Origin of the sequence: Bradyrhizobium murdochi (genome assembly GCF_000472965.1) — a bacterium.
Taxonomy (GTDB): Bacteria; Pseudomonadota; Alphaproteobacteria; order Rhizobiales; family Xanthobacteraceae; genus Bradyrhizobium; species Bradyrhizobium murdochi.
In genome coordinates this window covers 21,847-43,474 of the sequence record NZ_AXAU01000003.1, presented here as the reverse complement: position 1 = coordinate 43,474, position 21,628 = coordinate 21,847, and the positions used below count along the sequence as shown (strand labels likewise).

At 61.6% G+C, this 21,628-nt stretch carries 20 protein-coding genes; 11 read left to right on the top strand and 9 right to left on the bottom strand.

Annotated features, from left to right (window positions below):
- Positions 1 to 119: 119 nt before the first annotated feature.
- The 7 genes from YUO_RS0110960 to YUO_RS0110930 all read left to right on the top strand — a co-directional run bounded on the left by YUO_RS0110960 (position 120) and on the right by YUO_RS0110930 (position 7,048).
- On the top strand, positions 120 to 1,127 hold the full coding sequence (locus YUO_RS0110960) for an ABC transporter substrate-binding protein (RefSeq protein ID WP_028347292.1): 1,008 nt from the start codon (positions 120 to 122) through the stop codon (positions 1,125 to 1,127).
- A gap of 37 nt (positions 1,128 to 1,164) precedes the next feature.
- Positions 1,165 to 1,980, top strand: a complete 816-nt coding sequence (locus YUO_RS0110955; RefSeq protein WP_028347291.1) for an ABC transporter permease — start codon at positions 1,165 to 1,167, stop codon at positions 1,978 to 1,980.
- Positions 1,981 to 1,984: 4 nt separating this feature from the next.
- On the top strand, positions 1,985 to 2,770 hold the full coding sequence (locus tag YUO_RS0110950; protein ID WP_028347290.1) for an ABC transporter permease: 786 nt from the start codon (positions 1,985 to 1,987) through the stop codon (positions 2,768 to 2,770).
- Positions 2,767 to 3,828, top strand: a complete 1,062-nt coding sequence (locus tag YUO_RS0110945) for an ABC transporter ATP-binding protein (protein ID WP_028347289.1) — start codon at positions 2,767 to 2,769, stop codon at positions 3,826 to 3,828. Before YUO_RS0110950 ends, YUO_RS0110945 begins: the two co-directional genes overlap by 4 nt.
- Before the next feature lie 8 nt (positions 3,829 to 3,836).
- Positions 3,837 to 4,676 (top strand): phosphodiesterase, encoded by an 840-nt coding sequence (locus YUO_RS0110940; RefSeq protein ID WP_028347288.1) that lies wholly within the window; start codon positions 3,837 to 3,839, stop codon positions 4,674 to 4,676.
- A gap of 109 nt (positions 4,677 to 4,785) precedes the next feature.
- Entirely contained in the window at positions 4,786 to 5,757 is a 972-nt protein-coding gene (locus tag YUO_RS0110935; protein ID WP_063830291.1) for a Bug family tripartite tricarboxylate transporter substrate binding protein, read from the top strand.
- A 556-nt stretch (positions 5,758 to 6,313) separates the two neighbouring features.
- Positions 6,314 to 7,048: a Crp/Fnr family transcriptional regulator gene (locus YUO_RS0110930; protein WP_028347286.1), complete on the top strand. Its 735-nt coding sequence runs from the start codon at positions 6,314 to 6,316 to the stop codon at positions 7,046 to 7,048.
- A 99-nt stretch (positions 7,049 to 7,147) separates the two neighbouring features.
- On the opposite strand, the gene YUO_RS0110925 is transcribed toward YUO_RS0110930, so the two are convergent.
- The 9 genes from YUO_RS0110925 to YUO_RS0110885 form a co-directional block, all read right to left on the bottom strand.
- Positions 7,148 to 7,834, bottom strand: coding sequence for a cyclase family protein (locus tag YUO_RS0110925; RefSeq protein WP_028347285.1), 687 nt, complete (start codon positions 7,832 to 7,834; stop codon positions 7,148 to 7,150).
- A gap of 32 nt (positions 7,835 to 7,866) precedes the next feature.
- Positions 7,867 to 9,156, bottom strand: coding sequence for a TRAP transporter large permease (locus YUO_RS0110920; RefSeq protein WP_028347284.1), 1,290 nt, complete (start codon positions 9,154 to 9,156; stop codon positions 7,867 to 7,869).
- Between the two features lie 5 nt (positions 9,157 to 9,161).
- Positions 9,162 to 9,683, bottom strand: coding sequence for a TRAP transporter small permease (locus YUO_RS0110915; RefSeq protein WP_028347283.1), 522 nt, complete (start codon positions 9,681 to 9,683; stop codon positions 9,162 to 9,164).
- Positions 9,684 to 9,782: 99 nt separating this feature from the next.
- Entirely contained in the window at positions 9,783 to 10,784 is a 1,002-nt protein-coding gene (locus YUO_RS0110910; protein WP_035726576.1) for a TRAP transporter substrate-binding protein, read from the bottom strand.
- Between the two features lie 47 nt (positions 10,785 to 10,831).
- Positions 10,832 to 11,518 (bottom strand): GntR family transcriptional regulator, encoded by a 687-nt coding sequence (locus YUO_RS0110905; protein ID WP_028347281.1) that lies wholly within the window; start codon positions 11,516 to 11,518, stop codon positions 10,832 to 10,834.
- Positions 11,519 to 11,701: 183 nt separating this feature from the next.
- A complete protein-coding gene (locus tag YUO_RS0110900; RefSeq protein ID WP_028347280.1) occupies positions 11,702 to 12,409 on the bottom strand; it encodes a molybdate ABC transporter substrate-binding protein in 708 nt (235 codons plus the stop codon).
- Positions 12,409 to 14,541, bottom strand: a complete 2,133-nt coding sequence (locus tag YUO_RS0110895; RefSeq protein ID WP_028347279.1) for a xanthine dehydrogenase family protein molybdopterin-binding subunit — start codon at positions 14,539 to 14,541, stop codon at positions 12,409 to 12,411. The genes YUO_RS0110900 and YUO_RS0110895 overlap by 1 nt, the downstream gene beginning before the upstream one ends.
- Positions 14,538 to 15,008, bottom strand: a complete 471-nt coding sequence (locus YUO_RS0110890; protein WP_028347278.1) for a (2Fe-2S)-binding protein — start codon at positions 15,006 to 15,008, stop codon at positions 14,538 to 14,540. The genes YUO_RS0110895 and YUO_RS0110890 overlap by 4 nt, the downstream gene beginning before the upstream one ends.
- A 27-nt stretch (positions 15,009 to 15,035) precedes the next feature.
- Complete coding sequence (locus tag YUO_RS0110885; RefSeq protein WP_028347277.1) at positions 15,036 to 16,007, bottom strand: tripartite tricarboxylate transporter substrate binding protein; 972 nt, start codon at positions 16,005 to 16,007, stop codon at positions 15,036 to 15,038.
- Between the two features lie 175 nt (positions 16,008 to 16,182).
- Here YUO_RS0110885 and YUO_RS0110880 point away from each other — a divergent pair, with 175 nt between their 5' ends.
- The 4 genes from YUO_RS0110880 (at position 16,183) to YUO_RS0110865 (ending at position 21,578) form a co-directional block, all read left to right on the top strand.
- Entirely contained in the window at positions 16,183 to 17,247 is a 1,065-nt protein-coding gene (locus tag YUO_RS0110880) for an ABC transporter substrate-binding protein (protein ID WP_028347276.1), read from the top strand.
- A 5-nt stretch (positions 17,248 to 17,252) separates the two neighbouring features.
- Positions 17,253 to 18,626, top strand: a complete 1,374-nt coding sequence (locus YUO_RS0110875; RefSeq protein WP_035726573.1) for an MmgE/PrpD family protein — start codon at positions 17,253 to 17,255, stop codon at positions 18,624 to 18,626.
- 6 nt (positions 18,627 to 18,632) lie between these two features.
- A complete protein-coding gene (locus tag YUO_RS0110870) occupies positions 18,633 to 19,385 on the top strand; it encodes a 3-oxoacyl-ACP reductase family protein (protein ID WP_028347274.1) in 753 nt (250 codons plus the stop codon).
- A gap of 84 nt (positions 19,386 to 19,469) precedes the next feature.
- On the top strand, positions 19,470 to 21,578 hold the full coding sequence (locus YUO_RS0110865; protein WP_028347273.1) for a molybdopterin oxidoreductase family protein: 2,109 nt from the start codon (positions 19,470 to 19,472) through the stop codon (positions 21,576 to 21,578).
- Positions 21,579 to 21,628 lie beyond the last annotated feature (50 nt).

Genomic DNA, 21,628 nt, shown 5'->3' with positions numbered 1-21,628 from the left:
CCGGGCGGCGCTGCGGCCTTCCCCGCAAAACGCTGTGTCGCAAAACCTTCATACGCGGCCTATACGTCACACCGATTGGTGATGAGATCGTCAATTGCCGCCCTAACCCGGAGTGCCCCATGAAGACCGCCCGTTTTGTTCTTGCCTTGCTGGCGCTGTTGCTAATCGCGCCCTGGCAATCCGCCAAAGCGGCCGACGTCATTTGCTACAATTGCCCGCCGGAATGGGCGGACTGGGCTTCCATGCTCAAGGCCATCAAAGCCGACCTCAACTACGATATCCCGCACGACAACAAGAATTCCGGCCAAGCGCTTGCTCAGATACTCGCCGAGAAGAATAACCCGGTGGGCGATATCGGCTATTTCGGTGTCACCTTTGGCATGAAGGCCAAGGCGCAGGATGCGCTTGAGCCTTACAAGCCGGCGAAATGGGACCAGGTCCCCGCCGGCCTGAAGGATGCCGACGGTTACTGGACCACGATTCATTCCGGCACGCTTGGCCTGTTCGTGAACAAGGACGCGCTCGGCGGCAAGCCGGTGCCGGCCTGCTGGAAGGATCTCCTGAAGCCCGACTATAAGGGGATGGTCGGTTATCTCGATCCGTCGTCGGCCGCCGTCGGGTATGTCGGCGCCGTCGCGATCAATCTGGCGCTCGGTGGCTCCGAAGCGAACTTCGATCCCGCGATCAACTTCTTCAAGGATCTGCGGAAGAACGACCCGATCGTCCCCAAGCAGACGTCCTATGCCCGCGTCGTTTCTGGCGAGATGCCGATTCTGTTCGACTATGATTTTAACGCGTACCGCGCGAAATACTCCGAGAAGGGCAATTTTGAATTCGTGATCCCCTGCGAGGGATCAGTGGTGTTTCCCTATGTCGCCGGCCTCGTCAAGAACGCGCCCAATAAGGACAAGGCCAAGAAGGTGCTGGACTATCTTTTGTCGGACAAGGGACAGGCGATCTGGACCAACGCCTACCTTCGGCCGGCGCGGCCGATCGATCTGCCCGAGGCGGTGAAGAAGAAATTCCTGCCTGACAGCGAATATGCGCGTGCGAAGAACGTCGACTGGGGCCAGATGGAAAACATGCAAAAAGGCTTTGTAGATCGCTATCTCGCCGAGGTTCGCTGAGGCAATATGGCGCCTTTCGCCGAGGCGCTGCCATCTGATGTCACATAGGTCTTTTGTTTGGTTGTGCCTGCTGCCGCTCGCGGCGGTGACGGTGGCGTTCTTTCTGCTGCCGATGGCACGGCTGGTCGTGACCGGCGCGGAAGGCCCGCAGGGGCTCGCGGGATATCTCGCGATCCTGACCGAGCCGCGTTACCGTGCGACCCTCCTCAACACGGTCTTGCTAGCCACCGCGACCACCATTGTGACCCTGATCGTGGCGACGGTCGCCGGGATGTTCCTGCAGCGGCATCGTTTTCCCGGCCGCGCCATTCTGATTGCGATGCTGACCTTTCCTTTAGCGTTTCCTGGCGTGGTGGTCGGCTTCATGATCATTCTTCTCGCCGGTCGACAGGGCCTGATCGGCGATTTCTCAAACCGCGTGCTTGGCGAGAAGCTTGTCTTTGCCTATTCGATCTACGGATTGTTTCTTGGATATCTGTATTTCTCCATCCCGCGAGTCATCCTCACCATCATGGCCGCGGTGCAGAAGCTTGATACAGGCCTGGAAGAGGCCGCGCGCTCGCTCGGCGCGAGCCCTTGGGCAGTGCAGCGTGATGTCGTCCTGCCGGCCCTGGCGCCGGCCTTCGTCGCCTCCGGCGCAATCGCGTTTGCGACCGCGATGGGGGCGTTCGGAACGGCATTTACGCTGGCGACGAACATCGATGTACTGCCGATGCTGATCTATACCGAATTCACGCTGGCTGCGAATTTCTCGGTCTCGGCCGCGCTGTCGGTCGGGCTTGGCATCATTACCTGGCTTATTCTTGCGCTTGCCCGCTCCTTCAGCGGAAGTGCCGTTGCGGCGGCTGGATGAGACCATGCGTGATCGCCTGATCTTCATCGGCCAGTTCATCTTCACCCTGCTGGTAGCCGGATTCCTGGTGGTGCCCGCAATTCTGTCGATCTCCGCCGGCGTCACCGTGAACTACTTCCGCGGCATCCAATCCGGCGTGACCTTGCAATGGGTTGCGCAGGTCTGGGAGCTTTATGCTGGCACCATCCTGCTTTCATTCGTGGTTGCATTTGCAACTCTTGCAGCGACGCTCGTCACAGGCGTTCCAGCCGCGTATGCCTTGCATGTGCGGGGAGGGCGCCTGTCGCGGATCGTCGAGGAGATCATCACCCTGCCGTTGGCGATCCCTGGCCTGGCCATCGCACTGGCATTACTCTTGACCTATGGAGGTTTCGGCGACTTTCGCCGCTCCTGGCTGTTCATTCTCGTAGGCCATGTCATCTTCACGATGCCCTTCATGGTGCGATCGGTGATGGCTGTGTTCGCGACCGTCGACATCAAAACGCTGGATGAGGGCGCTGCATCGCTCGGCGCATCGCCATGGCGGCGCTTCCGGGACGTGATCGTCCCCAATGCTCTGCCCGGTATATTGGCGGGCAGCCTGATGGTGGTGACGCTGTCGCTCGGTGAGTTCAACCTGACCTGGATGCTGCACACGCCATTGACCAAGACACTGCCGATCGGGCTCGCCGACAGCTATGCCTCGATGCGGTTGGAAGTAGCCTCGGCCTATACGCTGATCTTCTTCGTGATGATCATTCCGCTGCTGGTCGCCATGCAATTGTTTGCCGAGAAGGAACAGAAGAGATGAGTGCGCAGGCCGGACACGGCGCCTCGGTACGCATCGAAGCCTGCGGCAAGACCTTCGCCGACGGAACGCGCGCGCTTGAACCCGCAACGCTCGAGATCGCCCGTGGTGAAACGCTGGTGCTGCTCGGCCCCTCCGGTTGCGGCAAGACCACCATGCTGCGCATTATCGCCGGCCTCGAATTGCCCGATGCTGGCGGCAGGGTACTGTTCGACGGCAAGGACATGACGGCGGTGCCGATCGAGCGGCGCAACGTCGGCATGGTGTTTCAGTCCTATGCGCTTTTCCCCAATATGAGCGTATCCGATAATATCGGTTATGGATTGAAGATCCGCGGGGTACCGGAAAAAGAGCGGGCGGCACGCGTTGCCGAACTGGTGGCGCTGACCAATATCTCTGGGCTGGAGAACCGCCGGATCGACCAGCTTTCGGGCGGCCAGCGGCAGCGGGTGGCGCTGGCGCGCGCGGTAGCAATCCGGCCGGGCATCCTATTGCTCGACGAACCGCTGACGGCGCTCGATGCCGCCCTGCGTGACCGGCTGCGCGGCGAGCTGAACCGCCTGCTGCGCGCGCTCGGCATCACCACGATTTACGTGACGCACGATCAGTCCGAGGCCATGGAGCTTGGCGACCGTGTCGTGGTCATGCAAAAGGGGAAGATTGCCCAGATCGGCACGCCGCGCGAGATCTACTTCACGCCGAACAGTCGCTTTGTGGCCGAATTTATCGGTGCGGCGAATATCGTCGAGGCCGCCATCGAGAATGGTCATCTGGTATTACCGGGCGGGCGGCAGCCGATTGATGGCGATGCAAATATATCGGCCGCAGTGGCGATGATTCGCCCCGAGACCATACGCGTGTTGGCAGCCGAAAGTGCGCCGCTTTCAGGCGTAATCGACAGCGTTAGCTTCATTGGTGACAGGCAACGACTGGTGGTCAGCGGCGTATCTAACAGGTCGCTCACCGTCGATGCGCCGAATACGGTCCGGGCCAAGTCCGGCGAACGGATCGGACTATCGATTTCGCCGGACGCCGTTCGTCTGTTGCCGCCCGAAAGGTGAGAAGGTCGATGTCGCCAATGCCGGTTCATATTGCCCAGATTTCTGATCTGCACATCAAGCCGCCGGGAGCACTTGCCTATGGCAAGGTGGATACTGCAAAGGCGCTCGAACGTTGCATTGCCGCCCTGAACGAATTCAGGCCTGCGCCCGATTTTGTAGTGATCTCCGGCGATCTGGCGGACACGCCGACGGCCGAGGAGTATCAATATCTCAATCGGCTGCTGGCGCCGCTCAAGCTTCCGTTCGCCGGCATTCCCGGCAATCACGACTCGCGCGAGCTGATGCGTGCCGCGTTTCCTTCCGCGTCCTATGCCTTCGTATCAGGGCCGCTCAATCAGAAGATCGAGGTTGCCGGGCTCGATCTGCTGTTGCTGGATTCAAGCGTACACCGAAAGCCGCATGGCGAACTCGATGGGCCCACGTTGCAATGGCTTGACGGGATGCTGGCTTCGTCGCCCGACCGGCCGGCGCTGCTGTTTCTGCACCATCCGCCGTTCAAGGCCGGAATTTGGCACATGGACCGTCAGAATCTCCTCAATGCAAGCGAATTCGCGCCCATCGTCTGTCGTCATCCCCGCGTGCAATTGATCGCAACTGGACATGTGCACCGCGCGGCACTGACCATGTTTGCGGGCGTGCCGGCCACGATCTGTCCCGCCCCCAACCATGCCGTCGATCTCGATCTGGCCGAACTGCGCGAACCTTCCTTCAAGGTGGAGCCGCCGGCCTTTCATCTCCATAGCTGGTTTCCCGGTGAGGGATTCGGCACTGTCGTTACCCATCAAGTCCCGATAGGCACGTTCGACGGCCCACATCCGTTTTTTGGGCCAGATGGGAAGCTGCTGTAGCCCTGCGGCATTCCCGGCCGGACCGATTGCATAAGCCGAACATCGGGCGCAATCTTTCCCAAAATGGCGGCCGCATTCCTAAAGATTTGTGCCGCTCATATTGGGGGAAATGATGCGGCCGCTTCATCTGGTGATTCCAGCGCTTGCCTTGCTCCTAGGCCATCATGCGATGGCGCAGGGGAGCTATCCGGATCGGCCCATCAAGATGATCGTGCCGCTGGCCGCGGCAAGTGCGGTCGACGTCGCTGCGCGGATCGTCACCCAGAAGATGGCCGACAATATGGGCCAGCAAATCGTGATCCTGAACCAGCCGGGCGCTTCAGGCCTGATCGGGGCAGAGGCCGTCGCCCGCGCCGAACCGGATGGCTACACGATCGGCGGGTTCAACGACAGCATCATGACGATGGTGCCGAACCTGCAGTCCAAGATGCGCTGGGACATCCTGAAGGACTTCGAGCCGGTGTCGCTGGTCGCGACGGTGGAGTGGGGGCTGGTCGCCAACAATCAGGCCAGCTTCAAGAACGCAGCAGATCTGATTGCGGCCGCGAAGGCGACGCCTGGCAAGATCGACTATGGTTCGGGCGGACCGGGCAGTCCGCAGCATCTGGCGATGGCGATGTTCGCGTCGGCCGCCGGCATATCGCTCACGCATGTGCCTTACAAGGGCGCCACCCAGGCCGCAACCGACATCGCCGCCGGCCAGATTCCCGTAGGTTTCCAGGGCCTCGGCACGGTCGCAACGCTCGTGCGCGGCGGCCGACTGAAGCTGATCGGGGTAACCACCGAGAGGAGATTGTCGCAATTTCCCGATGTGCCGACCGTCTCGGAATCCGGTCTGCCCGGCTTCTTCTTCAATTCATGGTTCGCAATTCTTGCTCCCGCTCGTACCCCGAAGCATATTGTTGCCCGCCTGAACGCCGAGGTGCTGAAGGCGGTTAGCGATCCTGACGTACGCCGCAAGCTTGAAGAGCTGGGTTTCGCCGTGCGCGGCAGTTCAGCGGAAGAGCTGCGCGCCATGACGCGCGATCAGCTCGCGAAATATGAGCGCGTGATCAAGGAAACGGGAATCGCCAAGGAATAGTTGCCGCGCGGATGGCGGACGCCGGCGGCGTTGGTACGACGACAATGGTCGGGATCTTCGTTGGCACTGGCCTGGAGACACGCGCACGTCGTGTGACGCTTGTTTCCTGTTTGCTGGCGGCGGTTATTTTCGGCGATCGGACTCGGCGTTGCGTTTTCGGGAAGATCGATCGCTGGTCTCTTCACAAATGTCGAAGAAGTTGTCTTTGCGGCATCCGGCTATTTTTACGCGACCAGCCTGGTTTACGGGTTCATGGCCGCCTTGTTTTCCGCCTATCAGGGATGGGGACGGGCGACAGCTCCGCTGCTTGTCAGCCTGTTCAGGGTTACCCATCGTATTGGCCGGGGGCTGGATGCTGCTGCAGCACGCGCCTCGGCTTGACTGGCTGTACTATATTGTCGCAGGTTCCACGGTTATCGGGGCGTTGACGCTGGGTATCGTTTTCGGCTTCCGGCCGCCAAATCGACGCGTTTTGATGCTTTCCGGTTGAAAAACTGACCGGCGTTGATTACGGAAGGGCTGCACCCCCTGCAGTTTTCCCTGGAGTTTGACTGTCGTGCCTCAACGAAGGACGGGTGAAGCTCACGGATTTTCGAACGGCAAACTGTCGGTGCTGCGCAAGCACCCGATTTTTGCCGATCTCGAGCCCGAGGCGTTCGAGCAACTCTGCCGCTACGCCAAGCACTCCACGCTGAAGCGGGGCGCCACGCTATTTTCCAAAGGGGATCCTGGCCACAGCCTGTACGCGGTCATTTCGGGTACGGTGAAGATGAGCATTTCCTCGCCGGATGGCCGCAACGCGATCCTGAATATTGTCGGACCTGGGGAAATTTTCGGCGAGATCGCGCTGCTCGACGGAAAAGCCCGCTCCGCCGATGCCATCGCAAACAGCAATTGCGAGCTGTTCGTCATCGACCGGCGCGAATTCATCCCCTTTGTAAAAGATCAGCCGACGCTGGCGATGAAGTTCATCGAACTTCTTTGCGATCGGCTGCGGTCGACCAGCGATCAGGTCGAGCAGATCATCTTGCAAAATCTCCCTGGTCGGCTGGCCAGCGCGTTGCTGCGACTTTCCGAAAAGCACAAATCTGAGGGGCAAGGCCGAACCATCACAATCACCCAGCAGGAGATCAGTGAAATGGTCGGGATGACCCGTGAGAGCATCAACAAGCAGTTGCGGGCCTGGGCAAACCGCGACTGGGTGCGCCTCGAACACGGCGCAATCGTCGTGCTGAACGCCGAAATGCTTCGTGAGACGGCAGAAGCAGGGTCCGGCCACGACAGCGAATGACCGCGAGCGCGTCGCGAAGGCAGCCAGCGAAGTCCGGACTGCCAAGTTTAGGCAATGTTTCGCGGCGCATCTATACGCGGCACGGCCCTTTGGCGACGTTCACATGTCGAACACGGCGACCGCGCGGATCGGCGACGCTGTCCCGCCGCGCCACTTCATCGGCAGGCCGATAAACGTGAACTGGCCGCGCCCCAACAGCGCTTCGAGATTGCACAGGCTCTCGATGTGGGTGATGTCGAGGTCGAGACAGGCCTTGTGGACGAGGGCATTCACCTTGCCCTCCGGCCCCGGCCGCATCGAATCGATGCCGAAATGCACGACGCCCTGCTGTGCCAACCATTCGGTGGCGGCGACGTTCACGCCGGAATTGTCAGTCGAATATTCCTTGCGGGGGAATGTCCGTTCGTGGTGACCGGTGCAGAGCAGGACGGTGCCGCCCCTCGGCACCGGCACGCCGGCCTTCGCCACCGCCGCCTCGAGATCGGCAGGCGTAATTTCGGCGCGCGGTGCAATGTGGCGCAGGTCGACGCAGATGCCGGGCACGATACATTTTTCCAGCGGATATTCGTCGATTGATATGCCGCTCTTGCCGAAATGCCGGGGCGCGTCGATGTGGGTGCCGGCGTGGTCCACCATGGAGATGAACATCGACGCCAGCCCGTGCACATTGCCCGATTCGGCGAAGGATTCTTCGTGGGTTTTCCAGACGCCATGCATGACGGGAGGATGGCCGGGATAGCTTGGCGTGCGGTGATAGAGTTCTCGGCTTAGGTCGACGATCTTCACGCGGAGTCTCCGTGACGCGAACTGCGTCTGTTCTAGAACCCGAACGCCCTCGGCAGCGCCAGCGACAGCCAAGGCACATAGGTCACGATCATCAGCACCGCAAACATCACGTAGTAGAACGGCCAGATGCCGCGCATCACCTCGTCGACCGAAACCTTGCCGATGGCGCAACCGACAAACAGCGTCGTCCCTACTGGCGGCGTCAGCAGGCCGATGCCGAGGTTGAGCAGCATGACGATTCCGAAATGTACGGGATCGATGCCGAAGCTTTTCACCACCGGCAGCAGAATCGGGGTGCAGATCAGCAGCAAGGGCGCGAGATCGAGCGCCGTCCCCAGGACCAGCAGCATGATGTTCAACCACATCAGCAACACGTATTTGTTGCTCGATATGGCGACGAAGAACTCGGTCATTTTGGCCGGCATCTGCATCAGCGCGGCGACATAGCCGAAGCATGAGGCTGTTGCCACCAGTGTCAGCACCATAGCGACGGTTTGCAGCGTCTTGTAGACCAATAGCGGCAGCTCCGACCATTTGTAGTCGCGATAGATGAACATGGTGACGAAGAACGCCCAGACGCAGGCAACCGCGCCTGCCTCGATCGGTGTGAAGACGCCGGTAAGAATGCCGCCCAGCACGATGGCCAACGTTACGATCCCCCACATGGCGTCGCCGAGCATCTTGGCGGCTTGGCGGATCGGTACGGGCTCACCCTTCGGGTGCTTGTCGCGATAAGCGTAGAACAGACAGAGCACCATCAGCGAGAAGCCGAGCAGTAGGCCAGGGAGCACGCCGGCCAGGAACAGGCTGGTGATCGACACCACGCCGCCGGTCGCCAGCGAATAAATCACCGAATTATGGCTCGGCGGGACGATAATGGCTTGCAGCGAGGCGCTGATGGTCACGTTGGTCGCGAAGACCCGCGGATAGCCTTTGTCGGCCATCTGGGGAATCATCACCGAGCCGATCGCGGAGGTATCGGCGACCGACGATCCCGAGATACCGCTCATGATCGTGGTCGCAAGGATATTGACCTGCGAGAGGCCGCCCCGAATTCGCGTGAATCCGACGAGCACAGCTGCAAAGTCGACCAGCCGCTTGGCCATGCCGCCTTCGGCCATGATGGCGCCCGCCAGCACGAAGAAGGGGATGGTGAGCATCGAGACCTTTCCGACGCCGCTGGCAAATTGCTGCATGACCGCGCCGACCGGTAGATCGATCCAGAGTGCACCGACGAGCGAAGACAGTGCCAGCGCGTAGGCGATCGGCATGCCGATCGCGAAGAACAAGCACATGCTGAGAAGCAGAACCGCGATGTCCATGGCAATTACTCGACCGATACGTGGGCGTCAGCGCCGTCGCGCGGCGGCGGGCCAATTGTCAGGCGTTCGATGACGAACAGGAGCATCATGGCGCCGCTGACCACGATCGGAAGATAGGTGATCCCGACCGAAAGCCATGGAAACTCGTCTACCGAATTGTCCCAGGTGGTTCGGACCAGCCGCAGTCCCCAAACGACCATGAAGATTGCAATCACGCCCATCAATATTTCGCTGAGGAACAGTGAGGCGCGGCGCAGCAGTGGCGGCAGCAGGTCGGTACCAACCGTCATGTTCATGTGGATGCGCTGGCGATAGCAGTTCGCCGATCCGATGAAGGTGATGCCGACGGTGAGCAGCACGGCCATCGGCTCGGGCCATGACGAGGCGCTGTTGAGGATATATCGGGTATAGACGGCCCATGGGATGACAGCCGAGACCAGCACGAGCGCCACGCATGCGATCACGGCGCCGGTCCAGTAAACCGCATCGTTCACACGTCGGAAAATTCCGGCCGCAGAATTGGACATTTTGACCTCGGAGAGTAGCGGCGCTTCAAATCGCCTCTGTAGCTCGGAGGAGTGGCCGGAACGGACGTCGTCCGGCCACCCGCCGCTCGCGAGCCGTACCTATTGGACTGCTTCGATACGCTTGACCATCGCGGCGTACTTCGCGCCGTACTTGTCCCAGACCGGCTTGACCGCATCCTGGAACGGTTTCTTGTCGATATCGGTGATGATCTCGGTGCCGGCCGCTTTCATTTTTTCGATGGCGGCATTCTCCGCTTCATACCAGAGCACACGCTGCTCTTGCTGCGCTTCCTTCGCAAATTTCTTGATCAGCGCCTGATCTTCGGGCGAAAGCTTCTGCCAGGAGATCCGCGAGAACACTAGAAGCTCCGGAATGATCAGGTGCTCGGTCATCGTAAAATACTTGGCCACCTGATAATGGTTCTGCGCTATGAACGATGGCGGATTGTTCTCCGCGCCGTCTACCACGCCTGTCTGCATCGAGCTGAAAACCTGATCGAAGCCCAGCGCGACACCATTGCCGCCCAGCGCGTTCATGGTGTCAACGAAGAGCGGATTGCCCATCATGCGGACCTTGAGGCCCTTGAGGTCGGCCATGTTCCGGATCGGTCGCTTGTTGTTATAGACGTTGCGCGAGCCGGCGTTCATCCAGCACAGCGCGATCAGGCCAGTCTTTTCGTTCGCGGAAATCTTCGCCAGCAATTCGTCGCCGATCTCGCCGTCGATCACTTTCTCCATGTGCTTGGAGTTACGGAAGACGAACGGCATGTTGAAGACGTTGACGTCGTCCACGACAGGACCGACGGCACCGACCGAAATACGGGCGAACTGCAGCGCGCCGAGTTGGGCCTGCTCGATCATTTCCTTTTCGCCACCGAGCTGCATCGACGGGAACATCTGGATTGTCAGCCGGCCATTGGTGGCGGCTTCCAGCTTCTTGCCCATCCGGACCACGGCTTCGACGGTCGGATAGCCCAGCGGATGAACGTCCGATGCTTTCAGCACCATTTTCGTTTGCGCAAATGCCGATGAAAGCGGCGTCGCGGCAGCCATGATAGCCCCGAGCCCTGCGCTCAACTTGATGAAGTCGCGTCGTTTCATGTTGTTCCTCCTGATCTTTGTTTATCGTTTTATGGACTTTTCGAACTCTAAGGTCGCTCGTCGAAGTACTCCGGATTGATATGTTGAGTAGCCGAGATGTTCTCGAGAAGGCTTTCGAGGTGGATTTCCATTGCCCGCCTTGCGCCCTCCGCGTCATTCGCCTCGATCGCGGTCAGGATGGCTTCGTGTTCGACGATAACCTTTGCGATCCTCCCGCGCTGGGGCAGGGTTAGCCGACGATAGCGATCGACGTGAACCTTGACCTGCTGGATGTATTTCCAGATTCCGGGATAGCCGGCGACATCCGCGACTGTAGCATGAAACGTTTCATCGGCCTGATGAAACGTCTCGCTGTCTCCGGCCGCGCTGGCCTCGCGCTGCCGCTCCAGGATCGACCGTAGCGCCAGTTTCTGGCTCGACGTCGCACGTTCCGCCGCGAGCCGGGCGGTGGTCTCCTCCAGCGCCTTGCGGATGATGATGGCCTCGGGGAGTGCTGCGACCGGAATGCGCGAAACGAAGATGCCGGACTGGGGATAGATCTCCAGCAGGCCTTCATCCGATAATTTGAGGATCGCTTCGCGAACGGGCGTGCGGCTCACCCCGTAGGAGAGTGCGATCTGCGCCTCTGAGACCGCTTCGCCGGGCCGGCGCTGCAACGACACCAGTTCGCCTCGAAGATCGGAATAGATCCTGGATGCTGCCGTCGCCGCGCGCGGCCTGCCGCTTCTGCGCATGCCCGCAGCAATTCGGCGAACCTTTGGATCGGTCTTTTTCGATGCGCGGGCGGGCATGGCTGCTTTCTCGATTGATATATTAGTATATGAATTAGCTTTGACAAACCAAAAATCGTGCCGCGCACCTATTTCGCGTTGGGTGTGATCCGCAGAGGCTGATCTGGAGGTCAGAGCAGTGGCGGCCTAATTGGGCCCGCCGATGAAGCCCGCACGTTTCCGCTGTTCATATTGTCCGGCACCGGTCAACAAGTCGATCAGGTGCTGGGCCTGTTGCGGGTGGGCGGCGGCAGTAGTGATGCTTGCCGTGTACATCGTTGCAAGTTCGCAACCTACTGGCAGCGAGCCGGATAAGGTTACGCCTTTGGTGCTGATGATCTCGGTCGATTGCGTGCATCCGATCGGGCGCCGTGCCTTGCACGCCGCCAGTTCGCGCATCGCCGTCGCGCCATTCGGGAAAACCCTGAGTCGGGCGGCGAGCTGATCAGCGATGCCGAGTTGCCGAAGGACATTTGCAACGTGAATTCCGGCCGTCGAGGCTTTGGTGTCTGGCACGAAGATCTCGTCGGAGGCGAGCAAAAGCTCGCGCAAGCTGGTAGCATCCTTAGCGACAGCCTGGGTATCGCCGGCGCGAACGGCGAGGGCGGTTTCGACCAGGCCGATATCGGCTATCGAAGCGGCAACAACCAGCCTCTCCTGCGCCAGTTTGGCGAGGAGTGCCGCGGTCAAGATAACGATGTCAGCCGGTGTGCCCTTGCGCAATTTGTTGGCCATGACGCCGACCGCGCCGAACTCGCCCGCGATATCGAATCCGGTGTTAGCCTTGAAGGTTGGCGCCAGGCTTCCGACCAGGCCCTGCGCCGCGCCGCCGCTCAGGAGGTTCAGGCTGCTCATCAGCTTAAGTCAATCGCGGCGATGATCCTGTCGCGCGTGATGGGCAAATCGCGCACCCGCACGCCGAGTGCGTCGAACACGGCGTTGGCAATGGCCGCTGTAACCGGGCCGAGCGCGGCCTCGCCGGCGCCGACCGGATCAATGTCCGGCCGCTGAATGACCTCCACCTCGACATCGGGTACTTCGCTGAAGCGCAGGATCGGATATTCCGTCCAGCTCGTGCTGGTGATGCGTTCTCGGTCAAAGCGCACGCGCTCTTTCAACACCCAGCTCGTGGCTTGAATGGCGCCGCCTTCGATCTGGTTGATGACGCCATCCGGATTGATCGCTTCGCCGACATCGACCGCCAACGTCAGCTTCCTGACATTGATCTCCTCGGCGCCCTCGATCTCGGCGATCGCAGCGCAATAGGCGCCGGTGTTCTTGTAGCGGCCAAAGCCTATGCCGTGCCCAATGCCGGGCTGCTTCTCGGGCTTCCATCCGGCGCGCGCCGCCACAGCGCGGATGACGTCCTTGGCCCTCTCATCCCGCAAGTGGCGCAGCCGGAATGCGACCGGGTCCTCGCCGTGCTCGGCTGCGATTTCATCGAGGATGGATTCAATCGCAAACACATTGCCCTGCCCACCAAGTGTCCGGAGCGCGGAGGTGCGGATCGGCATGGTTGTCAGGCGGTGGCTTTCGATGTGCCAGGATGGAAAATCATAGAGCGGGACCGAGTTGCGATCGCCACCCCCGCCGTTGGCCTGCGGCGGATTGGTCGAGACCATGCGTGGAAACGGGTTCTGCAGTTCGAATGCTGCGAGCAACGCAGGCTGTGCCGCGCGCCCCGGCCGCGCCACATGCCCGTTGCTCCAGATGGAATGTCGCCAGTCGATAATTTCGCCCTGCGCATCCAGATCGGCCTCGATCTCGATCGCCATCGCTGCGCCAAACGGCGCATCCGACATCTCGCCGTGGCGCGACCATTGGACCCGGACCGGCCGGCCGCCGGCGGATTTGGCGAGCAGTACGGCATCGAGCGCGACGTCGTCGGCGGCGTTGTGGCCGTAGCAGCCCGCGCCTTCCAGATGCTCAACGGTGATGTTCTCGACCGGGAGATTGAGAACCAGCGCCAGATCGGCGCGCAGGAGATAGACGCCCTGGCTGTGCGTCCAGACATGGACGCGATCGCCGTCCCACTGCGCCATGGCACAGGAGGGTGCGATCGACGCATGAGCAATGTAAGGGCGGGTATATTGCCGCCGGATGGTCCGCGCCACCGTGCCGGGTGCTGCGACAGTTTTTTGGCCGATAACAGTGGATTCGGACGGTTGCGCCTTGAGGAAGCTCGCGAGATCGTTCTCGTCTGGCAGCAGCTCGCCATCGGACCAGGTCGCGCCCTTGCGTAACGCATTGAGGGCTGCCTCCGCGCCATGCTCGGTTTCGCTGACGACGCCTGCAAAGCTGCCGTCGCGCACGATGGCAACGAGACCGGCCACCGCACGGGCACCATCTTCGCTCAAATCCCGGAGTTTCGCTCGCGCATGCTCCGGACGCAGCACGCGTCCGTGCAGCATTCCGGCCAGCGCGTGGTCGTGGATGAAGCGCGGCCGGCCAAGAACCTTATCCGGAATGTCGATCCGTTGGACCGAATGGCCTGCGAGCGCCCGGCTCGTTGCGATCTTGGGCGTGACGCCGGGGGTGGCGTCGCGATCGAGCGAGACCTCGTCGGCAAGTTCCCAATAGCTGGTCCTGACATTGCCGGGGCCCGAAATGATGCCGTCCTCGATATGGAGAGCCTCGCTACCGACGCCCAACCGTTCGGCTGCCTGCTGAAGGAGGATATGGCGAACCTCGGCGCAGGCATGACGCAGCGCACGGCCCGATTGCTGGATGGAAAGGCTCCCCGATGTGACGCCCTCGTTGGGGCTGACGACGGTCGACGCACGGATCATCTGCACGCGAGATAGATCGATGTCGAGTTCGTCGGCGGCGATCTGCGCCAGCGCCGTCACGATGCCTTGTCCGATCTCCACCTTGCCCGGCGAAACCGTCACCTGTCCGCTGCTCGAGAATTTCAGCCACGACGATAGTTTCGGGTTCGCTGCCAAGCTTACCGGCAAGGTGGGTGGGGAGGGAGCGCGTTGGTTCATCCTGCCGCCATTTCTTCGGCCGCGCGCAGCACCGCCCGCACCATGCGATTATGCGAGCCGCAGCGGCAGAGATTGCGGTCGAGCGCTTCCTTTACCTCCCGACTCGTCGGCGACGGATTTCGCTTTAGCAGCGCCGCCGCGCTCATCAGGATGCCGGAAACGCAATAGCCGCATTGCAGCGCCTGCTCAGCGATGAAGGCGCGCTGTAGCGGATGCGGCCGCTCGCTCGTGCCCAGCCCTTCGATCGTCGTGACATCCCTGTCCGCCACCGACCAGAGCGGCGTATCGCAGGCCGATATCGCGCGATCGCCGACGATGACATTGCAGGCGCCGCATTCGCCGGCGCCGCAGCCGAAATGCGGTCCGGTCATACCGAGATGCCCGCGCAGAATGTCCAGCAATGACCGGTCAGGATCGGCGTCAACTTCCAGCTCGACGCCATTGAGGCGAAATCGAACGCTTGGCATCGAGGGCAAGCCTTCTCTGGTGGCATCTTATTGCGGCGGCTTGTCGAACTTCTTGACTACCTCCGCCCATTTCACGATATCGCCGCGGAGGAATTTGTCGAATTCGGCTGCAGTCATTGACATAGGGACGACGCCCTGCCGTATCCATAGTTTTGTGATGTCAGGTCGCTTCACAATGTCGTTCACGGCTGCATTGAGTTTGTCGATGATCGGCTTTGGCGTGCCTGCGGGCGCCATCAAGCCGAGCCAGATCGTGGCCTCGTAGTCAGGAATGCCGGCCTCGATCACCGTCGGCGCGTTGGGCAGAACAGTCGAGCGTGCCTTGCCGGTCGTAGCCAGCGCGCGGACCTGGTTTTCCGCAACGTTAGGGGCCATCGCCGGGACCGCGTCGATCATCATCTGAACCTGGCCGCCGATCACGCCGCTGCGCGCCTCGCCGCTGTTACGGTAAGGCACGTGCACGAGGTCAATGCCGGCCATGGCTTTGAACAGTTCGCCTGCCATATGGTACGGCGTGCCCTGGCCGGAGGAAGCGTAGTTCAGTTTGCCGGGCTGCGATTTGGCGAGCGCGATGAATTCCTGCAGCGTCTTTGCCTGCACGGAAGGGTGAACCACGATGACGAGGTCGGAATAGTTGACCGGCGCGATCGGTGCGAGGTCGCGCATCAGTTCGTATTTGCGTTGCGGCACCAGCGATTCATTCGCCGTTTGGGTGTTCGACATCATCAGCAGAGTGTAGCCGTCCGGCGGCGACTTGACTGCTTCCTGCGTTCCGATCACGCCGCCGGCGCCGGTGCGGTTCTCGACCACGAAGGGCTGGCCAAAGCTTTCCTGCAGGATGCTGCCGATCTGCCTGGCGGTGACGTCGGCAGGCCCTCCGGCGCCAAAGGGAACGATGACCTTCACCGGCCGCGAGGGATAGTCCTGCGCCTGTGCACCAGTTAGCCATGTTGTGAGCAGAGTTGCCGCCAGAGCCAATGCAATCCTTGGACCCGTCATTTGCCATCCCCTGACGCTTATTTTGTTTCTTGCCCCCAAGCTTAGCTGCAATCAGAACGGGCTGTCGACGAAAGACTGGCTGCGCGCCCTTGGAATAAAAGATAATCTCGGGTGTATCGGACTGAGCAGGAGCGAGCCCGATGAGAAGGCTCGAAAAGACAATTGGGAGCGCCCAATGAAGAACTCGATCTCGCGACGCAATGTACTCCAGGGGGCTGGCGCCGTTCTCGCAGGCGCAGCATTTTCCACGCGTGTCATGGCGGCTGCGCCGCCGCCGGAAGCGGTCACGCCCGCGCTGATCGAAGCGGCGAAGAAGGAAGGCAAGGTCATCTATTACACCTCGACCGACTTGCCGGTCGCGGAGAAGCTGGCCAAGGCGTTCGAGGCGAAATATCCGGGCATTGCGGTGCGCGTCGAGCGCACCGGGGCGGAGCGCTTGTTCCAGCGTATCGGCCAGGAATATTCCAGCAACATCCATGCCGTCGACATCGTGAATTCATCCGACGCCGCGCATTTCATCGTCTGGAAGCGTGACGGCGTTCTGGCGCCTTACGTGCCGGAAGACGTCGCAAAGTTCTATCCGGCCGAGCACAAGGATCCGGACGGCCAGTTTGCGAGCTTCCGCGTCTGGCTCAGCATCATTGCCTACAACACAAATCTGGTGAAAGCGGAGGACGCGCCGAAGAGTTTTGCCGATCTGCTCGATCCCAAATGGAAGGGCAAGATCGTCAAGGCGCACCCGGGCTATAGCGGCACCATCATGACAGCGACTTACCAGATGCAGCGCGATCTCGGCTGGAGCTTTTTCGAAAAGCTTGCCAGGCAGAACATCATGCAGGTGCAGTCGTCGGCCGATCCGCCGAAGAAGCTCGATCTCGGCGAGCGCGCCGTGATGGCCGACGGCAACGAATACAACATCTTCCAGATGAGGGAGGCAGGTCGTCCGGTCGAGCCGATTTATGCCACGGAGGGCTCGCCGCTGATCATCGGACCGAACGGCGTCTTCAAGGATGCACCCAATCCCAACGCGGCAAGACTGTTCCAGTCGTTCAGTCTCAGCCGGGAGGCCCAGCAATTAATCATCGATGTCGGCGGCCTGCGCTCGGTGCATTCTCAAACCGTCGAGAAGGCAGGGCGCAAGCCGCTCAAGGACATCAAGACCATGAAGGACGACGCCGCGGCAGTAGAGAAGGAAAGCGAGGCCATCAAGGCGCGCTATACCAAAATCTTTCGCATTTGACCGATATGGCCTCCGGACTGCCAAGGATTTCGGTCGCCGAAACGCTTGCCGAAAGGATCGCCGCGCTCAGACCCGGCGCGTTACCGGCTGAAACCGTCCGCCAATGCGAGGAGCTGCTGATCGACGTGGTCGGCCTGTGCGTCACCGCGCGCAACGAGGATTACGTCGGGAGTGCGCTGGCCGGTTGCGACGATGATGGTCCCTGCACGGCGATCGGGCACAAGCGCACGCTGAGCGCGGCCGGTGCCGCCTTCGTCAACGGCACTGCCGCGCATGGCGAGGACTTCGACGACACTTTTGAGGGTGGTCCAGTGCATGCCGGCGCGGTGATTGTCCCGGCAGTGCTTGCTGCTTGCGAGCGGCACAACCCGGATGGCCGCATGGCGCTGATCGGGATTGCGGTGGGCAGCGAAGTGCTGTGCCGGTTGAGTCTCGTGGTGCCCAAAGCGGTTCACGAGGCTGGCTTCCATCCGACTGCGGTCTTCGGCGCAATGGGCGCTGCCGCCGGTGTCGGTGCAGCGCTTGGCCTTAACGCGAGGCAGATCGTCGATGCGCTCGGCATTGCCGGCAGCATGGCCGGCGGCATCATCGAATATCTTGCCGAAGGCGCCTGGTCCAAACGGCTGCATGCCGGGTGGGCAGCGCAATCAGGCATCCGTGCCGCGTTGTTGGCGCGCGGAGGGTTCGTCGGCCCGCGCACGGTATTCGAGGGTGTGCACGGCTTGTTTCATGGCTTCGCACACACCACCGATGGCGACTATGGCGCGCTGACCGGCGATTTCGGTACGCGCTGGGTAACGGACACGCTGGCGTTCAAGCCTTATCCATGCGGGACAATGGCGCAGCCCTATATCGATTGCGCGCGCCGATTGGCCGCTCGTGGCGTAAGACCGGAGGATGTCGCCGAGATCGTCTGCGAGGTGGCAGAGGGAACGGTGCATCGGCTGTGGGAGCCATTGGTGGACAAGCAGCGTCCGCGCAACGGCTATGCCGCAAAATTCGCCGTGCCTTATCTGCTGGCCACCGGCTTCGTGCATGGCCACGTCGGGCTTGCCGCGTTCACCGAAAGCGCGATCCGCGATCAGCAAGTGCTGGCGCTCGCCGCCAAGGTGAAATTCGTGATCGACCCGGACAATCCCTATCCGAACAATTACACCGGCCACATCCGCGCTATGCTCCGCGACGGCAGCGTGGTGGAAGAGCGGCAGCCGTACCTGCGCGGCGGTGCGCGGGAGCCGTTGACGCGGCAGGACGTGACCGACAAATTCCTGCTCAACGCAGAGCATGGCGGCTGGAGCGCCGCGCAAAGCGGCGCGGCGTTGAAGCTGATGGCGGGGCTGTATAATGGCCGCATCGATCTTTCCTCATTGCAGGGGTAGCGGCTCATGACCAAAGAACTCGCCGGCAAGGTCGCGATTGTCACCGGCGCAGGCCGCAATACCGGCCGCGCGATCGCGCTGACGCTGGCGGAAGGCGGCGCGTTCGTAGTGGTGAACACGCGCAGCAACCGCGCCGAGGCGGAGGCGGTCGCCCAGGAGATCGAAGCCGGCGGCAGCAAGGCATTGGTCCATATCGGCGACGTCGCTGATGCTAACGCAGTGCGGGCGATGGCCAATGCTGCGGTGAAGCAATTCGGACGTATCGATATCCTCGTCAACAACGCCGCGCTGCGGCGCGAAAAGCCGTTCGCTGAGATGGACTATGCCGCTTGGCGCGAAATCCTCGACGTGACCCTCGATGGCGCGTTCCACTGCGTGAAGGCCTGCCTACCGGCGCTGCGAAAGTCCGGCGCGGGGACTATCATCAATATCGGCGGCCTTAGCGCGCACACCGGCGCCAAGAACCGCGCGCATGTGGTGACGGCGAAGGCCGGCATCATCGGTTTCACCCGCGCGCTGGCGCACGACCTCGCTGACGACGGCATCACCGCGAACTGCGTGGTTCCAGGCCTGATCGGCACGCCCCGGCCGAAGGATAAGCCCGAGCCGGCGCATCATTTGACGCATCGGACCATCACCGGCAATCGGGGACTGCCGGAAGACGTCGCCGCAACCGTGCGTTTCCTGTGCGGGCCTGGTGCGCGCTACATCAACGGGCAGGCGATCCACACCAATGGCGGCGCCTATTTGGGCGCCTGATGCATGGCTAAAGGCCGTTTTTGCAGACGTTGTGCCGGGCAAAGCCTCTCGGCGACCGCCGCGTTTGATGTTACTTAGAATCGCATGAACCAGCATGCCAAGGTCGACATCCGCCATTCCACCTGTCCGCACGATTGTCCGTCGGCCTGCGCGCTCGACATCGAGGTGATCGACGGGCGTTCGATCGGGCGGGTCCGCGGTTCCAAGCAGCAGACCTATACGGCCGGCGTCGTCTGCGCCAAGGTCGCGCGCTACGCCGAGCGCATTCATCATCCCGACCGGCTGCTGTACCCGATGCGCCGCACCGGACCGAAGGGCTCCGGCCAGTTCTCGCGGATTTCCTGGGATGAGGCGCTGGACGAAATCGCGGCGCGGTTCGATCAGGCCGAGCGTGAATTCGGCGCCGAGTCGGTCTGGCCCTACTACTATGCCGGCACGATGGGGCTCGTCATGCGCGACGGCATCAATCGCCTGGCGCATGTAAAGAAATATTCGCGCTTTTACTCGACGATCTGCGCCAACATCGCGCGCGTCGGCTTCGCCATCGGCACCGGCAAGATCGCCGGCGTCGATCCGCGCGAGATGGGCGTCTCCGATCTCGTCGTGATCTGGGGCACCAATCCGGTGAACACCCAGGTCAACGTGATGACGCATGCCTCGCGCGCCCGCAAGGAGCGCGGTGCGAAAATCGCGGCGATCGACGTCTACAACAACGACACCATGAAGCAGGCCGACATCAAGATATTGCTCCGGCCGGGGACCGACGGCGCGTTCGCCTGCGGCGTCATGCACGTGCTGTTCCGCGAGGGTTACGCGGACCGTGCCTATATGGATCGGTATACCGACTGCCCCGACGAGCTCGAGACGCATCTGGCGACCCGCACGCCGGAATGGGCTTCGAAGATCTCTGGCGTATCGGTCGAGGAGATCGAGGCGTTCGCGCGCCTGGTTGGCCAGACCAAGCGTACGTTCTTCCGCCTCGGCTACGGCTTTACGCGCAGCCGCAACGGTGCAACGCAGATGCATGCGGCGCTGTGCATCCCGGCGGTGACCGGTGCCTGGCAGTATGAAGGCGGTGGCGCATTCTTCAACAATGCAGGGATCTGGAATTTCGACGAGTCGATCATCGAGGGCCACGACGCGATCGATCAGACGACACGCTGGCTCGATCAATCCAAGATTGGGCGCATCCTGACCGGCGATGCCGACGCCTTGAAGGGCGGCGGTCCCGTCAAGGCAATGCTGATTCAGAACACCAATCCAGTGACAGTCGCCCCCGAGCAGGCGCTGGTGCGCCGGGGCTTTGCGCGCGAGGACCTGTTCGTCGCAGTGCATGAGCAGTTCATGACCGAGACGGCGCTCATGGCCGACATCGTGCTTCCCGCCACCATGTTCATGGAGCATGACGATCTCTATTACGGCGGCGGCCACCAGCATATTTCGGTGGGCGCGAAGCTGATCGATCCGCCCGGCGAGTGCCGTTCCAACCATGAGGTGCTGCAAGGCCTCGGCCGCCGCCTCAATGCCGTGCATCCCGGATTTGAGATGACGCCGCGCGAACTGATCGATGCGACGCTGAAGAAGAGCGGTCACGGCGACATCGAGACGCTGGAAGCGGATCTGTGGCGCGATATCCAGCCGGATTTTCGAACCTCGCATTATCTCGACGGTTTTGCGCACCAGGACAAGAAGTTCCACTTCAAGGCCGATTGGGCGAATCCTCCGTCCGGTAAGCCTGGCCTCGGTCCGTGGGAGCAGATGCCGTCGCTACCGGACCACTGGACGGTCATCGAGGAGGCGGATGAGGCGCATCCGTTCCGGCTCGCCACCAGTCCGTCGCGCAGCTTCCTCAATACTAGCTTCAACGAAACCCCGTCGTCGATCGCGCGCGAGGGCAGTCCGACCGTCATGATCCATCCCGAGGACGCGGCGTCACTCGGCATTGCCGACGGCGATGCCGTCATGCTCGGCAACGCCCGCGGCGAAACGACGTTGACCGCGCGGCTATTCGACGGCCTGCGCCGTGGCGTGCTGGTCGCGGAATCCATTCATCCCAACAAGGCCCATATCGGTGGCCGCGGCATCAACATGCTGACCGGCGCCGAAGCCGTCGCGCCCGTCGGCGGCGCGGCGTTTCATGACAACAAGGTCTGGGTGAAAAAGGCGACGTCAGCCAGTGGGCACAAGAGTTAGATCGCTCTTGCAGTCCACCGTCATCCTGCCGCAAATGCGTTGCCAGCATT

What these genes read in the sequence shown, in the direction of transcription:
- YUO_RS0110960 (WP_028347292.1), top strand. Translation starts at nt 120, where the DNA reads ATGAAGACCGCCCGTTTTGTTCTTGCCTTGCTGGCGCTGTTGCTAATC.
- YUO_RS0110955 (WP_028347291.1), top strand. Translation starts at nt 1,165, where the DNA reads ATGTCACATAGGTCTTTTGTTTGGTTGTGCCTGCTGCCGCTCGCGGCG.
- YUO_RS0110950 (WP_028347290.1), top strand. Translation starts at nt 1,985, where the DNA reads ATGCGTGATCGCCTGATCTTCATCGGCCAGTTCATCTTCACCCTGCTG.
- YUO_RS0110945 (WP_028347289.1), top strand. Translation starts at nt 2,767, where the DNA reads ATGAGTGCGCAGGCCGGACACGGCGCCTCGGTACGCATCGAAGCCTGC.
- YUO_RS0110940 (WP_028347288.1), top strand. Translation starts at nt 3,837, where the DNA reads ATGTCGCCAATGCCGGTTCATATTGCCCAGATTTCTGATCTGCACATC.
- YUO_RS0110935 (WP_063830291.1), top strand. Translation starts at nt 4,786, where the DNA reads ATGATGCGGCCGCTTCATCTGGTGATTCCAGCGCTTGCCTTGCTCCTA.
- YUO_RS0110920 (WP_028347284.1), bottom strand. Translation starts at nt 9,156, where the DNA reads ATGGACATCGCGGTTCTGCTTCTCAGCATGTGCTTGTTCTTCGCGATC.
- YUO_RS0110915 (WP_028347283.1), bottom strand. Translation starts at nt 9,683, where the DNA reads ATGTCCAATTCTGCGGCCGGAATTTTCCGACGTGTGAACGATGCGGTT.
- YUO_RS0110910 (WP_035726576.1), bottom strand. Translation starts at nt 10,784, where the DNA reads ATGAAACGACGCGACTTCATCAAGTTGAGCGCAGGGCTCGGGGCTATC.
- YUO_RS0110905 (WP_028347281.1), bottom strand. Translation starts at nt 11,518, where the DNA reads ATGCGCAGAAGCGGCAGGCCGCGCGCGGCGACGGCAGCATCCAGGATC.
- YUO_RS0110900 (WP_028347280.1), bottom strand. Translation starts at nt 12,409, where the DNA reads ATGAGCAGCCTGAACCTCCTGAGCGGCGGCGCGGCGCAGGGCCTGGTC.
- YUO_RS0110895 (WP_028347279.1), bottom strand. Translation starts at nt 14,541, where the DNA reads ATGAACCAACGCGCTCCCTCCCCACCCACCTTGCCGGTAAGCTTGGCA.
- YUO_RS0110890 (WP_028347278.1), bottom strand. Translation starts at nt 15,008, where the DNA reads ATGCCAAGCGTTCGATTTCGCCTCAATGGCGTCGAGCTGGAAGTTGAC.
- YUO_RS0110885 (WP_028347277.1), bottom strand. Translation starts at nt 16,007, where the DNA reads ATGACGGGTCCAAGGATTGCATTGGCTCTGGCGGCAACTCTGCTCACA.
- YUO_RS0110880 (WP_028347276.1), top strand. Translation starts at nt 16,183, where the DNA reads ATGAAGAACTCGATCTCGCGACGCAATGTACTCCAGGGGGCTGGCGCC.
- YUO_RS0110875 (WP_035726573.1), top strand. Translation starts at nt 17,253, where the DNA reads ATGGCCTCCGGACTGCCAAGGATTTCGGTCGCCGAAACGCTTGCCGAA.
- YUO_RS0110870 (WP_028347274.1), top strand. Translation starts at nt 18,633, where the DNA reads ATGACCAAAGAACTCGCCGGCAAGGTCGCGATTGTCACCGGCGCAGGC.
- YUO_RS0110865 (WP_028347273.1), top strand. Translation starts at nt 19,470, where the DNA reads ATGAACCAGCATGCCAAGGTCGACATCCGCCATTCCACCTGTCCGCAC.